Genomic DNA, 16,494 nt, shown 5'->3' with positions numbered 1-16,494 from the left:
GTTCAACGGATTCGCTTGTTAAAATACATGCTCCATTTTTTAAAGAACAAGCGTTAAACTTTATCTTTGACAACGTGCTGTTTTTGTTGAAACACACTGCCATCCACCAAACCAAAATGAAAGTAAAGCATATAGTCTACATCTTATTAGTTGTTGGAATAGGTGCCCTTATCGCCTATAGGATCAAGTCCAACGCAGAAATAGGTAATAATATGGATTTCGGACCTAGGGTTACCACGGTATCCGGAATGATCCTAAAACCTCAAGTTTTCAAGGACAACATCTCCATATCCGGTACCTTGGAAGCCAATGAACAGATAGAAATACGCAGTGAAGTCTCCGGAGTTGTGGAGAGCATTAATTTTAAGGAGGGAAGCAAGGTCTCCCAGGGCCAAGTACTTCTTAAGGTGAACGATATTGAGTTGCAAGCGCAATTATCCAAGGCGCAGACTGCAAAAAAACTGGCTTCGGAAAATGAAAGAAGGGCCAAATTACTGCTCGAAAAGCAGGCCATAAGCCAAGAAGAGTACGATATTGCCAGTGCAGATTACCAATCGGCCAGTTCGGAAGCGGACCTGATAGCCGCACAATTGTCCAAAACAACCATTAGGGCCCCTTTTTCAGGGACCATAGGTTTGCGTTCCATATCCATGGGAACGTATGTAACGCCATCCACGGTCATCGCAAAATTGGTGAATACGGATGATTTAAAGATTACTTTTTCGGTACCTGAAAAATACGCCTCCCAAGTGAGTGTGGGTACCGTGCTTACCTTTACCACATCTGACTCAGAGGAAGAATACAATGCAACCATTTATGCCATTGACCCCGAAGTTGACATTACCACCAGAACCCTTAGGATGCGTGCCATTACGGACAACCGTGTAAATGGCCTTTATCCCGGTGCCTATGCAAGCGTAAAATTGCCTTTGGCAACTATAAACGACGCCTTACTGGTTCCATCCGAAGCTTTGATTCCCGTTCAGAATGGAAAAAGAATCTTCGTATACCAAAACGGCAAAGCAAAAGAAGTGGATGTACAGATTGGGGCACGTACCGGAAAAGCGGTTCGGGTATTGACCAACCTTCAAGCCGGGGATACGATTTTGACATACGGTGTCATGGCACTGAAGGACGGTTCACCTGTAAAAGTTAAACTTGAGGAATTCGAATCTCTGACCAACGTACAATGAACCTCTCTACCATAAGCATAAAACGTCCGGTTCTTACCATTGTAATGAACATCACCATAATCCTTTTTGGGATTATCGGATACACTTTTCTAGGGGTCAGGGAATTTCCTTCCATTGATCCGGCAGTGGTATCCGTTCGAACCAGTTATTCAGGGGCCAATGCCGATATTATTGAATCCCAGATTACGGAACCCTTGGAAAAGGCCATCAACTCCATAGACGGGATACGAAATATCACCTCTTCCAGTGTGCAGGGATCTAGTTCCATCAGTATTGAATTTGATTTGGACAAAGACTTGGAAGCTGCCGCCAACGATGTTCGGGACAAGGTTTCCCAAGCATTGCGAAGCTTACCTGAAGACCTTGATGCCCCTCCCGTGGTATCAAAGGCCGATGCCGATGCCGATAGAATCATTTCCATGACGGTGCAGAGTGACAACAAGAACATTTTGGAACTTTCCGATTATGCCGAAAACGTCATTGCCCAGCGGATCGAGACCATTCCAGGTGTAAGTGGTGTCCAAATTTGGGGACAGCGAAGATACGCCATGAGATTGTGGATCGACCCTTTGAAGTTAGCCTCGTACGGACTCACCGTGGCCGATGTTCGTGCTGCCCTTTTGGCACAAAACATCGAATTGCCATCAGGAAAACTTACCGGGGAAAATACAGAGTTGACCGTGAAAACCTTGGGGAATCTCAACACCGAGGAACAGTTCAACAATATCATCATCATGGCAGATGGTGAGAAATTGGTACAATTGAGCGATATCGGTCGTGCAAGCTTGGAAGGTGAGAACATGGAAACCAAAATGAGCGATTCCGGCCAACCTATGGTTGCCGTTGCCGTGGTTCCCCAACCGGGAACCAATTACCTTGAAATCGCCGATGCCTTTTACAAGGAATACGACAAATTACAAAAAGACCTTCCCGAAGACTTCAAACTGAACATTGTTATTGATGACACCGTGTTCGTAAAAAGAGCAGTAACCGAAGTAGCGGAGACTATCTTGATATCCATCATTCTTGTAATCTTGGTAATTTACCTATTCTTCAGGAACTGGTCCTTGGCACTGCGCCCCTTATTGGACATTCCAGTTTCCTTGATCGCTACATTCTTTTTTATGTGGTTGTTGGGATTCTCCGTAAACGTGCTCACCCTATTGGCCATTGTACTTGCTACAGGCCTTGTAGTGGATGATGGAATTGTGGTCACCGAGAACATTTATAAAAAAATTGAGGAGGGAATGAACCCTATTGAAGCCGCCATCAAAGGGTCCAAAGAAATCTTTTTTGCGGTCATTTCCATTTCCATTACACTGGCTGCCGTATTCTTGCCTGTAATCTTTTTGGAAGGATTTGTAGGGAGATTGTTCCGGGAATTTGGCGTGGTTTTGGGCACTGCCGTATTGGTGTCGGCATTTGTGTCACTTACCCTTACGCCCATGCTCAATGCATACCTGACCAAACCCGGCAAACAGAGCAGGTCCAAATTCTATCAGGTCACCGAAAAATATTTTGTGGCCATGAACGAATCCTATAAAAGTGCTCTGGAGAAATTCATGCAACGCAAATGGCTCAGTATCCCAATCCTTTTTGGATGTATCGGCCTGATCGTACTGTTCTACTCCTTACTACAAAAAGAAACAGCACCTTATGATGACCGTGCCTTTGTTCGGTTGAACGTGACCGCCCCTGAGGGGTCTTCCTATGAGTACATGGATCGTCTTATGACCGATATTACGGAACTGATAAATGATTCTGTCCCCGAGAAGAAAGTAAGCTTAGTACTTACATCGCCAGGGTTTGGGTCATCTTCGGTGAACAGTGGTCGGGCCAACGTAGCTTTGGTAGATCCAAGTGAACGGGAGCGCTCCCAACATGAAATTGCACAAGATCTTGGACGATGGGCCAAGGCCTATGTAGGTGGTCGTTCCAATGTTTCCGAACGGCCCACCATATCGGTGAACCGCCGTGGTGGTCCCCCTATCCAGTTCATCATCCAAGCAAAGAATTTCGAAAAATTGGAGGAGAAGGTGCCAGAGTTCTTGGCAGAGGCCGAAAAGGACCCCACATTTTCTTTCGTGGATGTAAACCTGAAATTTGACAAGCCCGAACTATACGTTTCCATCGATAGGGAAAAAGCCGAAAGCTTGGGCGTTTCCGTCAGGGATGTCGCCCAGACCCTTCAATTATCCTTGAGCGGACAACGTTTTGGATATTTTTTGATGAATGGAAAACAATATCAGGTCATCGGGCAATTTGACAAGCAAGACCGTGACGAGCCCATGGATCTCACCTCCATCTTCGTAAAAAACAAGGAAGGGCAATTGATCCAATTGGACAACTTGGTAACTGTGGAAGAACATAGCAGTCCACCGCAATTGTTCCACAACAACCGATATATGTCGGCCACAGTTTCCGCCAACCTGGCCCCAGGAAAAAGTATCGGGGACGGTATCGACGCCATGAACGCGATTAAAGATCGGGTTTTGGATGACACCTTCACCACAGATTTAGGTGGGGAATCCAGGGACTTTGTGGAAAGTAGCTCCAATACGGCATTTGCCTTTGGATTGGCATTCCTGCTCATTTTCCTGATTCTGGCTGCACAGTTTGAAAGTTTCATTGACCCGTTCATCATCATATTAACAGTGCCCATGGCGGTTGCCGGAGCTATGTTCTCCCTTTGGTTGTTTGGGGAAACCTGGAACATTTTCAGTCAAATCGGCACCATTATGTTGATCGGTCTGGTAACGAAAAACGGTATCTTGATTGTGGAATTTGCCAATCAGTTGCAGGAGGAAAACGAAAGTTTGAGCAAAATGGAAGCTATTATGAAAGCATCTGTTTCCAGACTTAGACCCATATTGATGACCAGCCTTACCGTTGCCTTGGGCGCGTTGCCCATTGCTCTTTCCTTGGGGGCCGCTTCGGCCAGTAGAACAGGAATGGGGGTAGTTATCATTGGTGGGACTTTGTTCTCGTTGATCTTGACCTTGTTCGTCATCCCTGCCCTGTACTATATGTGGTCCAGAAAAAAAGTACAACGACCAGAATTCAAAACCCTTGAACTTTCCTAGCATGGGCGTAAAACATGTATTGAACATATTTTTGTTTGCGATAGGTGGTATGGCTTTGGGCAGTGCCCAAGAAATATTGACTGTTGAGGAAGCAGTGAAAATTGCCCTGGAAAACAACTACCAGATAAAAACAGCAAAGAACGACCTTCAGATAGATGAATTGGGAGTTAGCCCCGGACAAGCTGGGATGTTGCCCCAATTAGGAGCCAACCTTACAGACAACAACAGCGTACAAAGTCTTACACAAGTGCGAAACGACGGTACCGTACAGGATCGTAACAATGTAAAGAACAGTAGTTTCAACTATGGCGTGGCCTTGGAATGGACTGTTTTTGATGGCCTAAGCATGTTTGCCAATTATGAGCAGCTGAAGGAAACCCAAAAATTAGGGGAAGCCGAATTAAAACAAGCCATTTTAAGCAAGGTCGGGGAGATTATGACTACATACTATGACTTGGTCCAGCAACAACAACAACTATCTGCCCTTGATAGTACCTTGACCATATCCCAACAACGTGTGGAATTGGCGCACAATCGATTCACGATAGGCAAAGCATCCAAACTCGAGGTCTTGAATGCCCAGGTGGATCTCAATACGGACCAAACACAGATGCAGCGCCAGCTGGAATTATATAAGAACACCAAGATCCAGTTGAACGAACAATTGGCACGCGACCTTAAATTGGATTTTAAGGTAATCCCTGAAATTTTTGTGGACCAATCCCTTGACTTGGAAGAGCTGGAAGCCTTGGTTGCTGCCGAAAATCCGCAGTTGCTGGCCGAAAAAATCAACAAACGGATCAGTGAACTGGAACTCAAGCAAATCAAGGCTGCTCGGTATCCATCCATATTCGTGACCTCTGGCTACACTATAGCCAGTTCAAAATCAGAACTGGGCTTTGCTACAAGCTCGGATTCAAAAGGATTTAGTTATGGTTTCGGTGCTTCTTTGAACCTTTTTGATGGCTTCAACCAAAACCGGAACGAGAAGAAAAGCAAGGTGGCCCTTCAAAATGCAGAAATTGCCATTTCACAACAAGAACAGGAACTGACATCCATGGTCAACACTACTTACCAAACTTATTTGACCAATATCAGCCTAATGGAACTGGAAGAGAAAAACGAGGCCATTGCTAAGGAAAACCTCGACATAACCGTAGAGAAGTACCGAATCGGTATCATTCCTACTATCGAATTTAGAACTGCTCAACTCAACTACATTAACGCGCAAGTACGGCATAGCAATGCCAAGTTTCAAGCCAAGGTTTCCGAAATTATATTGAAACAATTGGCCGGCAACCTTGATATATAAAAAAAAGCCCCATCCTTTGGATGGGGCTTTTTTTTACTTTCAATTTTTTTATTTACCATTGAACCAAAGCATCACATAAGCCACAATGGCCAAGATGATTATTGAGATGACAATATCCTTCCAATTGTAACTGTTCTTGTTTTTCTTTCTCTCTTCTTCTGAAATGGTACCATAGGTAAGGTTCATCACCTTTTCTGGGGCAGGTGCCGCGGTGGCGTAGCTCACTACCAAAATCAAAATGATACAGAATAGGAAGAACCATGAGGCAAAGGACAGGAAGTTCATATCACCCAATAGGAACCAGAAACTTCCGGGATCCAACATATCTTTCACCAATTCCAAAATAATACGCAAAGCGCCCACCACAAATCCAACGACTAAGGTAACGTAGGCTCCTTGCGCATTGATGCGCTTGTGGAAGATCCCCAGCAGGAATACGGCAGTGATCGGAGGCGCAATATAGGATTGAACACTCTGTAGGTATTCATACAGCACTCCCGAGATATTCGCCATGATAGGAATCCAGATGATACCGATGATTACCGTAATAATCGTAGCAATCTGCCCGGTACGCACTAACTTCTTCTCAGGGGTGTTGGGGCGTAATTTTTTATAGATATCCACCGTGAACAAAGTAGAACACGAGTTAAAAACGGATGCCAAGGAACTCATCAAAGCGGCCAAAAGTCCTGCTGCCACTAATCCGCGAAGACCAGAAGGCAACAAGTTGCTCATCAACACAGGAAAAGCCTGATCGGGGCTGTCCCAGTTCAATTCACCTCTCATTTTCAAAGTCAATGCTATCACCCCAGGAATCAGGAACAAGAACACAGGCATCAATTTTAATAAGGCACCGAAAATGGTTCCTCTTCTTCCTTCCTTAATGTTCTTTGCTGTTAAGGCCCGTTGTACTATATATTGATCGGTACACCAATACCAAATACCCGTAATGGTACTGGCAATCAACAACGGTGGCCAAGGGAAATCAGGGTCAGAAGCCGCTCTCCACATATTGAGATATTCTGGGGTAACGGTTTCCTTCATACTTTGCCAACCGCCCACATGATCTAGTCCAATTAAGGTCAAGGCAGCAGCACCTACCACCAGGATGATGGCCTGAAGGGTTTCGGTATAGACCACGGCACGCATACCTCCGAGAACGGTATACAGCCCTGTTAAAACCACCGTTGCAATAGCTCCAGTCCAGAAATCGATTCCCAACAAGGCGGAAACTACTACCCCACCGGCGTAGATGGTAACCGAAATTTTGGTGAGCACATAAGCCACAATGGAGAATACAGATAAAATCCAGCGGGAACGGGCATCAAAACGTTTTTCCAAAAACTCGGGCATGGTGAAAACTCCTGCCCTCGCATAAAAAGGAAGGAATACCCATCCCAAGATCAACACGATCCAAGCTTGTATTTCATAGATCAACATGGGTAAACGGTTCCCCGCTCCTGCACCAGCCAATCCCACCACGTGTTCAGAACCGATATTGGACGCAAAAATGGAGGCGCCCACTACAAACCAGCCTACATTTCGGCCAGCTAGGAAATAATCCTCGGTACTTTCCTTTTTCTTACGGATTACCCAAACCGCTATGCCTAAAAGGACCAAAAAATAAATGGATATCGTAATCCAATCAAAAGAATCCAATGTTTTCATAGCGCTGTTATTTGGTGGTCAGTCTAAAGGTGGTCTTTGTCTTGTAGGTTTCCCCAGGATTCAATCGAACCGATGGGAAACTAGGTTGGTTAGGGCTATCGGGATAATGCTGGGTCTCCAAGCAGAAACCTGCTCTTTGTCCGTACACCCCACCTTTTTGCGCAGGTAGTGTTCCATCTAAAAAATTACCGCTATAGAATTGAATGCCAGGTTCATCGGTATACACCTCCAATACCCTTCCGGTAGCGGGATGAAATGCCGAAGCTGCAAGTCCGAATCCGCTTTCCTCTTCATTCAACACCCAACAATGATCGTATCCCTTACCCAATTTCAATTGCTCATCATCGGCCCCAATTTCCTTGCCCATCACTTTGGATGTTGTAAAATCGAAGGGGGTACCTGATACTGGTCTCAACTCCCCTGTTGGGATCAAACCTCCATCCACAGGAAGGTATGCATCGGCATCCAGGAAAAGTTCGTGATCCAAAACACTTTGGGTAAAATCCCCAGAAAGGTTGAAATAACTGTGCTGGGTAAGATTTACCACGGTCGGTTTATCCGTAACCGCCTCGTAAAGCACCTCAAGTTGATTGTCTCCAGTCAGGGTGTAAGTAACCTTCACATCCAAATTACCAGGATAGCCTTCTTCCCCATCCACACTGGTATAGGTCAATTCCAAAATGGCGCCTTCATCGGCACTTTTGGGAGTAGCCGCCCAGATAACTTTATCAAAACCCTTTAAACCTCCATGCAAATGATTTTCACCATCATTGGTGGCCAAAGTGTAGGTTTGCCCATCCAAAGAGAATTTACCCTTCGCAATTCTGTTCCCATACCGACCTATCAAGGCCCCAAAGTAGGGATTGCCATCCAAATAGGATTTTAGGTCATCAAAACCGAGCACTACATCATCATACTTTCCATTTTTATCCGGAGCGGTCCATCGTGTGATGATTCCCCCGTAAGTGATCACATCCACTTCCATGCCCATGGCATTCTTTAGGGTGTATTTGTCCACTGTTGTGCCATCCGGCATTTCACCAAAGGTGGATTTTACAATGTGGTCACTTTCCATTGGGGTGTTTTCGGTTTCCATATCTGTTTGGCTTTCCTTTTTGTTCTCTTTGCATCCCAAATTTAAAAGTGTTAAAAGAAAAACAAAACAAAATAAGGAAGGTTGTACTGTTTTCATGATTATGGTTTATTCGTTAATTTTCGTTTGTGTCTTACATCCCGTGTTGGAACAAATGGTAGTAGGCTTCGTTGGCGTGCAACTGATCCTTGAAATTCCTGATTTTGGTATCCGCATCAATCACCAAAAGTTCAATTCCAAAAATATCGGCAAAGTCTTCCATATACTCCGTGGTCAATGCCTGGGTATAGACCGTGTGATGTGCGCCACCGGCATAGATCCAAGCTGTTGCGGCAATATCCAAGTTCGGTTTGGGATCCCAAAGTACCCTAGCCACAGGTAGTTTGGGCAAATCTGCCATTGGCTTCACCGCTTCCACTTCGTTCACGATCAATCGGAACCTGTTACCCATATCCACCAAAGAGGCGTTTAGGGCATTTCCTGCTAGGGAATTGAACACCAAGCGTACAGGGTCTTCCTTACCGCCAATACCCAAAGGATGAACCTCGCATGAAGGTTTTCCGCTAGCGATGGACGGACAAATTTCCAACATGTGAGATCCCAAAACGTATTCCCTCTCCGGTGTAAAATGATAGGTATAGTCTTCCATGAAAGAAGTGCCTCCTTCCAATCCTTCGGCCATTACTTTCATAGCGCGGACCATGGCAGCTGTTTTCCAATCGCCTTCTCCACCAAAACCGTATCCATCAGCCATTAAACGCTGTACGGCAATACCGGGCAATTGACGCAGTTTCCCTAAATTTTCGAAGGTATCGGTAAAAGCTTTGAATCCTCCTTCTTCCAAGAACGAGCGCATGGCCAATTCAATCTTGGCAGCTTCCAAAAGGGAATCCCTTTGGGGACCATTTTTTTGAAGAGATGAAGACAAAGTATAGCTGGATTCATATTCTTCCACAAGGCTATCGATGGCCTTTTGACCGATGCTGTCCATACGATCGGTGATGTCCGATGAGTCATATCCATTTACAGCCACACCAAAACGTAGTTGGGCGGCCACTTTATCACCTTCGGTCACGCCCACTTCGCGCATATTATCCCCAAAACGGGCCACTTTCATATGCTTGAGTTCATCTACTCCCAACGCCACTCGTGCAAAAATTCCCAATTTTTGTTGTACCCTATCACTTTTCCAATGACCTACCACAACTTTACGGTTCTTTCGCATACGCGACATCATAAATCCAAATTCACGATCTCCATGGGCCGCCTGGTTCAGGTTCATGAAATCCATATCGATGCTGTCCCAAGGAATCTCAGCATTGAACTGAGTATGAAGATGGCATAGGGGCTTGCTCAAAACAGAAAGTCCCGCAATCCACATTTTTGAAGGTGAAAAGGTATGCATCCAAGCCACAATTCCGATGCAGCTTTCCTGATTACTGGCTTCCCTGCACAAGGACAAAATTTCTTGAGGGGTGGTCACCACCGGCTTAAAAACCAATGTCAATGGAAGTTTGCCCGACCCGTTCAATCCATCCACAATACTCCTTGAATTGTCGGCAACTTGTTTTAAGGTTTCTGGTCCATACAAATGTTGACTGCCTGTTACAAACCAGATTTCTTTATTAGCTATTTTCATTCAGAATTACATTATATTATTGACCGTAATAGGCATTTTTGCCATGTTTACGCTCGTAGTGTTTTTTTATCAGTGAATCTTTTAATCTGGGGGCGTTTGGATTGATCTGCAGCGTGAGATAGGCCATTTGGGCCACAGTTTCCAAAACTTTGGTGTTGTAAACGGCCTTTGCAGCATTCTTTCCCCAAGCAAAAGGACCATGGTTTCCGATCAATACCATCTCCACCTCGTTATAGTCCAAGTTCCTTTCCTTGAAACAATCCAAAATCTGGATTCCGGTATTGTGTTCGTAGTTCCCCTCGATCAAGGCATCGGCCATTGGTGGGGCACAGGGAATATCATGGGTCAGGTGATCCGCGTGGGTGGTACCAAAAATAGGGATGTCCCTTTGCGCCTGCGCCCATGAAACGGAATACATGGCATGGGTATGGGCCACTCCCCCAATATTTTCCCAGTTTTTATACAGATAACTATGGGTCTTGGTATCGGATGAAGGTCTTAAGTTACCTTCCACCACATTGTTATCATAATCGAGGATAACCATATCCTCGGGTTTCAAAGTATCATAAGGAACGCCGCTCGGTTTAATGGCAAATATCGCTTGATCACGATCAACGGCACTCACATTCCCGAAGGTGTAGATCACCAATCCCAAGGCATTAAGTTCCATGTTGGCCTCATAACATTCCTCCTTGAGCAATTTGTATTTTGAGCTCATTGGTTATTTCTTTTTATTGGTTTGATCTTCCACAAACGCTCCCAATTGTTTATAGGTTTCTATCAATTTGGAGTACACCTCCACTTGGGATGCCTGCGGAAAATATTCTGCTTCAAAATCACTGCCCATTACTTTACTGGCATCGATTACGTTGTCATAAATGCCCGATGCAACAGCGGCATAAATAGCGGCTCCCAATGCCGGGGCTTGGTCCGACTCGGCCACTTTTATGGGCATGTTCAACACGTTGGCCAAGGTCTGCATGATGAATGGGGATTTTCTGGCCACACCCCCAATACCGATTACCGTTTCAATTTTTACGCCTTCTTCCTCGAAGCGATCTACGATCATTTTGGCCCCAAAACAAATGGCATTCACCAAGGCTTTGAAAATATGGGGGGCCTTGGTACCCAGGGATAATCCCATAATTGCACTTTTCAATTCTTGATTGGCATCCGGTGTCCTTCGTCCATTTACCCAATCCAAGGCAACCGGCACGGTTTCCGTTAGCGGAATCTGTTCTGCCTGTTCGGCCAATGTCCTGATAAATTTGGATTCCATTTCATCTTTCAAATCCTTTTTTTGCTGATCGGACAAAACGGAAGATGTCATGACCAAATTTTCCAATGGCCATTCCAACACATTTTTAAACCAAGCCAATACATCACCAAAAGCAGATTGACCAGCTTCCAAACCTACCATACCAGGGATTACGGAACCATCAACCTGACCACATATGCCTTTCACTGTCTTTTCGCCCACCGCCTCGTTGGATGACACCATGATATCACAGGTACTGGTACCCATTACCCTTACCAAAGCGTGATGATCCACCTTGGCACCCACAGCACCAGCATGCGCATCAAAAGTACCCACGGCGACAACGGTTTTGGTGGTCAATCCCAATCGCTTTGCCCATTCCTGGTTCAAATGGCCGGCAACTTGATCGGAAGTAAAAGTTTGATCATAAAGGTTATCACGCAAATCGGCCAAATAAGGATCGAGCTTTTTCAAAAATTCCTTGCTTGGCAATCCTCCCCAGCTCTCATGCCACATGGACTTGTGCCCAGCAGCGCATCTACTTCTTTTAAAGGTAGTAAGGTCTTTATCATCGGCAATGAGATAGGTGATAAAATCACAATGTTCCATCCAAGTGTAGGTGTTGGCCACAACATTTTTATCTTCCCTTGCCACATGCAAGATCTTGGCCCAAAACCATTCTGAGGAATAGATACCCCCTTCAAATCTGGTGTAATCCTCACCTCCCCAAGTCCGTGCCAGTTCATTAATTTCATTGGCTTCCTCAACGGCTGTATGGTCTTTCCAAAGCACCATCATAGCGTTCGGGTTTTCCTCAAATTCCTTAACCATAGCCAATGGTGTACCATCTTTGGTTATGGGCATGGGAGAAGAACCTGTGGTATCAATACAAATTCCAAGTACGGTTTGAGGGTCTACCCCACTTTGTCCTACCACTGATTTTACAGTATGCTCCAATCCTTCAATATGGTCCAACGGGTGTTGACGAAACTGATTGATCTCGGGCCTGCAGTATTGCTGTTCCTTCCATCTAGGATACCAAAATACCTCAGAGGCCAGTTCTGCACCATTTTGGGAATCGATCAGAACCGCTCTGACGGAATCCGAACCATAATCCAATCCTATTACATACTTTTTCATTTTTCTTAACTAATCTACAATTAGGGTAAATTTTATTTTTATTCAAATGTTGACTCGATAAATTACAAAAGCTTGGGGAGGCAAAAGGGCCGCCAATTTACCTTCCTCCAATTCCAAAATTCTTTTTTTAGGGCTGACCTTAAATGGATCGGCAAAGGAATTTTCTGCCTGAAGATCTTCCATGGCCAAGGTCAACACTTCAACCTCACCTTTTGGTGACTTATTTCCAAAAACAATGTTCACTTGTTGTTGTCCTTCCGATGTGTTCACCATTTTAATGATAATCTCATTCGTATATGCATCCTTAACCGCAGTAGCATAAAGTCCATCTTGACCGATCAATTTTTCGCCATTTTCAGAAATGGACAAAAGATCGGTACCTGCATTTGTGGCATACATTTTTTGGACCTGGTAATTTGCGGTCCCGAACGATTGGAGATTATTGAACCAAATCATGTCCGGGGTCCATTGCCAGCCTTCTTCATGGGCCATCAAAGGGGCATAGGAAGTTAAATAGACCACATCGGCATTGCGCTCCAAACCTGTCATAAAAGCAGCTTCAGAAAGGGCACATTCCCAGTTGTTCTTATTTTCCGGACTTGCAATGGCTACACTCTGAGCAGCATACTCCCCTGCAAAAACCTTGGGTCCAGTTCGGTCGTAACTGTCATAACGATCTGCATTTTCCCTGAACCATTGCGGGGGACGATAATAATGTTCGTCCACAATTTCGGCATTCAACTTTTTAAGTTGGTCCCAGCCATATTCAAAATAATCGCCATCAGGGAACGGTCCACTACCCGAAACAATCGCTATTTCAGGATATTTGGATTTAATGGCCTGCTCGAACACCATATACCTTTCAATATATGCAGGGCCCCATTGTTCATTTCCAATACCGATAAATTTCATGTTAAAAGGTTCCGGGTGGCCCATCTCGGACCTCACTTTTCCCCAAGCTGTGTTAACATCGCCATTGGCAAACTCAATAAGATCAAGGGCATCCTGAACATAGGGTTCCAATTGATTCATAGGCACCAACTCCCCAGTATTAAACTGACAGGCAATTCCACATCCCAAAATAGGTAGCGGTTGGGCACCGATATCCTCGGACAGTTGAAAATATTCAAAGAACCCGAGTCCAAAACTTTGGTAGTAATCCGGGGCTGGTCTGTGTGCAAATTCAGTATTCCAACGGTTGATCAAAATTTCCCTATCCTCAATATCACCTACGGTTTTTTTCCATTGATAACGTCGTGCCAAGGTTCGTCCCTCCACAATACAGCCTCCGGGAAAACGAAGAAACCCAGGGTTTAGATCGGCCAACAATTGGACCAAATCCTTCCGAAGACCTTTCTCCCTTCCTTTCCAAGTATCTTTTGGGAAAAGGGATACCATATCCATATCAATTTCACCTTTTCCTTGGAAAGTAATCTTGGCCTTTGCCTTCATTTCCGTTTTGGAAACCGTGAAACTGGCATTATAGGTTTTCCAATCCTTATTATCGGGAAGAATTGTGGTTTCCCCCAATACCTGGTCCAAAGAATCCACTATTTGAAAATGGATTTTGGTGATATCGCCCAAATGTTTAGCTGCCTTCAGGGAAAGGTCATATTGGGCACCTTCGTGGACACCCATACCCCTAAATCCTTCGTTGATCAACACATACCCCTGAGGATCCTTTACCTCAACCCGGGCAAAATTATGATTGGCTCCTTCACCTCCATATTTTACCACGGACATGATCCCTGATTGGTTATTGTAAGAATGTCGGTCGCTATTCGGTTCCATCCAACCCGTTTTTGGCAAAGTGAACTCGAAGGAGCGGTTCTTGATCATTTCGGCATACAAACCTCCATCCGCAGCAAAATTGATATCCTCAAAAAAGATACCGTACATGGTGGGCTGAATCTTGATACCTGTATCCTTAAGATCTACAACCAAGTCCCGATTAAAAATAGTAGTTGATGTTTCCGAAGTGTTGGTTACTTGGTCCTTGCAGCCCAAAAAGCCAACAATCAATACCCAAACAACGACCAAATTTTGACATGGTGTTCTCATTTGATTCTTTTTGGTTCCCCTTAATTTTCCTTGACAGGCAACCAAACCTTCATTTTACCCACTCCTCTGTTGGACCAGGCATAGTATGGAATGGCGGTCAAATGTTCATTGGAAACGGTATTCACGCCACCCAAAAGATCGGGTTGCATTTCCACCTTGAATTGATCATTTGGGTATAAGGCAATTTGGTCAAATTCAGATTTGTTGTCCATTTCCTCAACAGCATACACCAAAGGGCCAATCTCTAGGGACATTTTACCTTTATTTTCTGCCACCAACTCGCTGGCCATCACTTTTCTAACTTCCATGGGGAAGTTCAGTTCCACCACATCGCCTGTTTGCCAGGTCCTTGAAATGGTGAAATAGCCATTTTCTTGCACGGTATTTACTTGCTCCCCGTTGATGCTGACCATGTTCTGACCATCCATTGGTGATGCGAAATGATACAAATCGCCTGGCAACACTTCGTTTCTAGCCCAGCCAGGAACCCTCAATTTTAAAGTAAACTCTCCCGTTTGATCAGGATCTATGGTCAATTTTACCTTGCCATCCCATGGATACAAAGTTTCCTGTTGCACCTTTAGATGATGGTCCTTAAGCGAAACCGTAGCTTCACTGGATGCATAAAGATTCACAAACAAAGTATTTGCTGTTTTGGAATAGATCAACCCGGGCATGGCAGGGATAAACCTGATCATATTTGTTGGGCAGCAAGAGCAATCGAACCAATCTGATCGGGTGCAGGATCCCTGATTGAATTTATATACCCCATCAGCCTCCAAGGCATTTGGATAAAAGAATTGTTGGCCATCCAAAGAAAGTCCAGAAATCAATCCATTGTATAGGGTCCGCTCAATGACATCAAAGTATTTTACATCACCTGTGAGATTGTGTAATCTTTGGTTCCAATACACATCACCGATTGCGGCGCAGGTTTCGTTGTAAGCGGTTAAATTGGGCAGTTCATAATTCTCACCGAAAGCCTCTCCTTCATGCTTGGCCCCGATTCCGCCCGTAACGTACATTTTTTTGTCCACCATATTGTCCCAAAGCGCATTCACTGCTTTTAGATAGGCAGTATCCTTCTCAATGGCAGCAATATCCGTCATAGCGGCATACATATAAACAGCCCTTACTGCATGCCCCACCACTTCATCTTGTTGAACCACTGGAATATGGTCTTGGGAATAAGGTCCAAATAATTTGTGGTTTTCCGGATCACCCCTATGATCAAGGAAATATTTGGCCAAATCCATGTATTCCTTTTTATTGGTAACCTGATACAATTTAATAAGTCCGGTTTCTATGATCTGGTGACCGGGAACGGCAGCAATCTTGCCTTCACCATCCCCAAAAGTTTTCACCATAAGATCGGCATTTTTAATGGCGATGTCCAAAAAGTTGCGCTTTCCGGTTGCTTTGAAATGTACCACGGCGGCCTCGTACAAGTGGCCGGCGTTGTACAGCTCATGGCTCATAAAGAGGGATTCCCATCTTTTTCCTTCTTTGACCTCTACCCATTTTGCAGGCGGTTTTGCCGGGTTGATAGTCCTCCATGTGGTCAAGTAACCATCCGGTTCCTGACCTACTTTTATGATGGACACCAAGGAGTCGATCAATTTTTCAAGTTCTGGGTTGGGTGCACTGATCAACGAATTGGAAGCCCCCTCAATGATCTTGTACACATCGGTATCATCAAAGGGCATGACTCCTTTTACCTCTCCCGTCATTTCTCCACCCGCAATCAAAAAGTTATCAAAACGTCCTTCTTCCTGACATTTGGCAATGGCGTATTCAATGGTTTTTTTTTGAACCTTTTCAATAATGGGCAACCAGAATTCATCCTTCAATTTGATGTTTCTGATATTGATGGCCTCAATAGGATACCCATCCATAGTTGCAACATCAGCCACAGTCTCGATTACAATCTCTTTATTCTTGCAACCAAATGCACAGATCATTGTAATGGCAAGAAGCATGCATCGATCAAAATATCGCATATAATTTAAGTTCATTTTGCTACTTTTTATGTGTTTGTCCCATCTAA

10 protein-coding genes are annotated in these 16,494 nt (G+C 44.6%); 3 read left to right on the top strand and 7 right to left on the bottom strand.

Features of this window, described 5'->3' with window-relative positions; translation table 11 throughout:
• Positions 1–116 precede the first annotated feature (116 nt).
• From D2V05_RS02750 to D2V05_RS02740, 3 genes are read left to right on the top strand one after another with little or no spacing between them, the layout of a single operon-like run.
• Positions 117–1,193 (top strand): efflux RND transporter periplasmic adaptor subunit, encoded by a 1,077-nt coding sequence (locus tag D2V05_RS02750; RefSeq protein ID WP_119646124.1) that lies wholly within the window; start codon positions 117–119, stop codon positions 1,191–1,193.
• On the top strand, positions 1,190–4,276 hold the full coding sequence (locus tag D2V05_RS02745; RefSeq protein ID WP_119646035.1) for an efflux RND transporter permease subunit: 3,087 nt from the start codon (positions 1,190–1,192) through the stop codon (positions 4,274–4,276). Before D2V05_RS02750 ends, D2V05_RS02745 begins: the two co-directional genes overlap by 4 nt.
• A gap of 1 nt (position 4,277) precedes the next feature.
• The gene (locus D2V05_RS02740; protein WP_119646034.1) at positions 4,278–5,588 is read left to right on the top strand and encodes a TolC family protein; all 1,311 of its coding nucleotides are present in this window, start codon (positions 4,278–4,280) and stop codon (positions 5,586–5,588) included.
• Positions 5,589–5,636: 48 nt separating this feature from the next.
• Here the strand turns inward: D2V05_RS02740 and D2V05_RS02735 are convergent, their stop codons facing one another.
• Genes D2V05_RS02735 through D2V05_RS02705 form a run of 7 tightly spaced genes read right to left on the bottom strand, consistent with a single transcriptional unit; the run spans position 5,637 to position 16,462 of the window.
• Complete coding sequence (locus D2V05_RS02735; RefSeq protein WP_119646033.1) at positions 5,637–7,256, bottom strand: sodium:solute symporter; 1,620 nt, start codon at positions 7,254–7,256, stop codon at positions 5,637–5,639.
• Between the two features lie 7 nt (positions 7,257–7,263).
• Positions 7,264–8,448 (bottom strand): aldose epimerase family protein, encoded by a 1,185-nt coding sequence (locus D2V05_RS02730; protein ID WP_119646032.1) that lies wholly within the window; start codon positions 8,446–8,448, stop codon positions 7,264–7,266.
• A 34-nt stretch (positions 8,449–8,482) separates the two neighbouring features.
• A complete protein-coding gene (araA, locus tag D2V05_RS02725) occupies positions 8,483–9,988 on the bottom strand; it encodes an L-arabinose isomerase (RefSeq protein ID WP_119646031.1) in 1,506 nt (501 codons plus the stop codon).
• Positions 9,989–10,004: 16 nt separating this feature from the next.
• Complete coding sequence (locus tag D2V05_RS02720) at positions 10,005–10,706, bottom strand: L-ribulose-5-phosphate 4-epimerase (RefSeq protein WP_119646030.1); 702 nt, start codon at positions 10,704–10,706, stop codon at positions 10,005–10,007.
• Between the two features lie 3 nt (positions 10,707–10,709).
• Entirely contained in the window at positions 10,710–12,386 is a 1,677-nt protein-coding gene (locus D2V05_RS02715) for a ribulokinase (protein ID WP_119646029.1), read from the bottom strand.
• Positions 12,387–12,428: 42 nt separating this feature from the next.
• Entirely contained in the window at positions 12,429–14,447 is a 2,019-nt protein-coding gene (locus D2V05_RS02710; protein WP_119646028.1) for an alpha-L-arabinofuranosidase C-terminal domain-containing protein, read from the bottom strand.
• A 20-nt stretch (positions 14,448–14,467) separates the two neighbouring features.
• Positions 14,468–16,462 carry a glycoside hydrolase family 127 protein gene (locus D2V05_RS02705; protein ID WP_235855366.1) on the bottom strand — a complete coding sequence of 665 codons (1,995 nt, stop codon included), beginning with the start codon at positions 16,460–16,462 and terminating at the stop codon, positions 14,468–14,470.
• Positions 16,463–16,494 lie beyond the last annotated feature (32 nt).

Origin of the sequence: Flagellimonas pelagia (genome assembly GCF_003584135.1) — a bacterium.
Classification (GTDB): Bacteria; Bacteroidota; Bacteroidia; order Flavobacteriales; family Flavobacteriaceae; genus Flagellimonas; species Flagellimonas pelagia.
The sequence above is the reverse complement of the archived record's forward strand: the minus strand, read 5'-3'. Positions and strand labels throughout refer to the sequence as shown.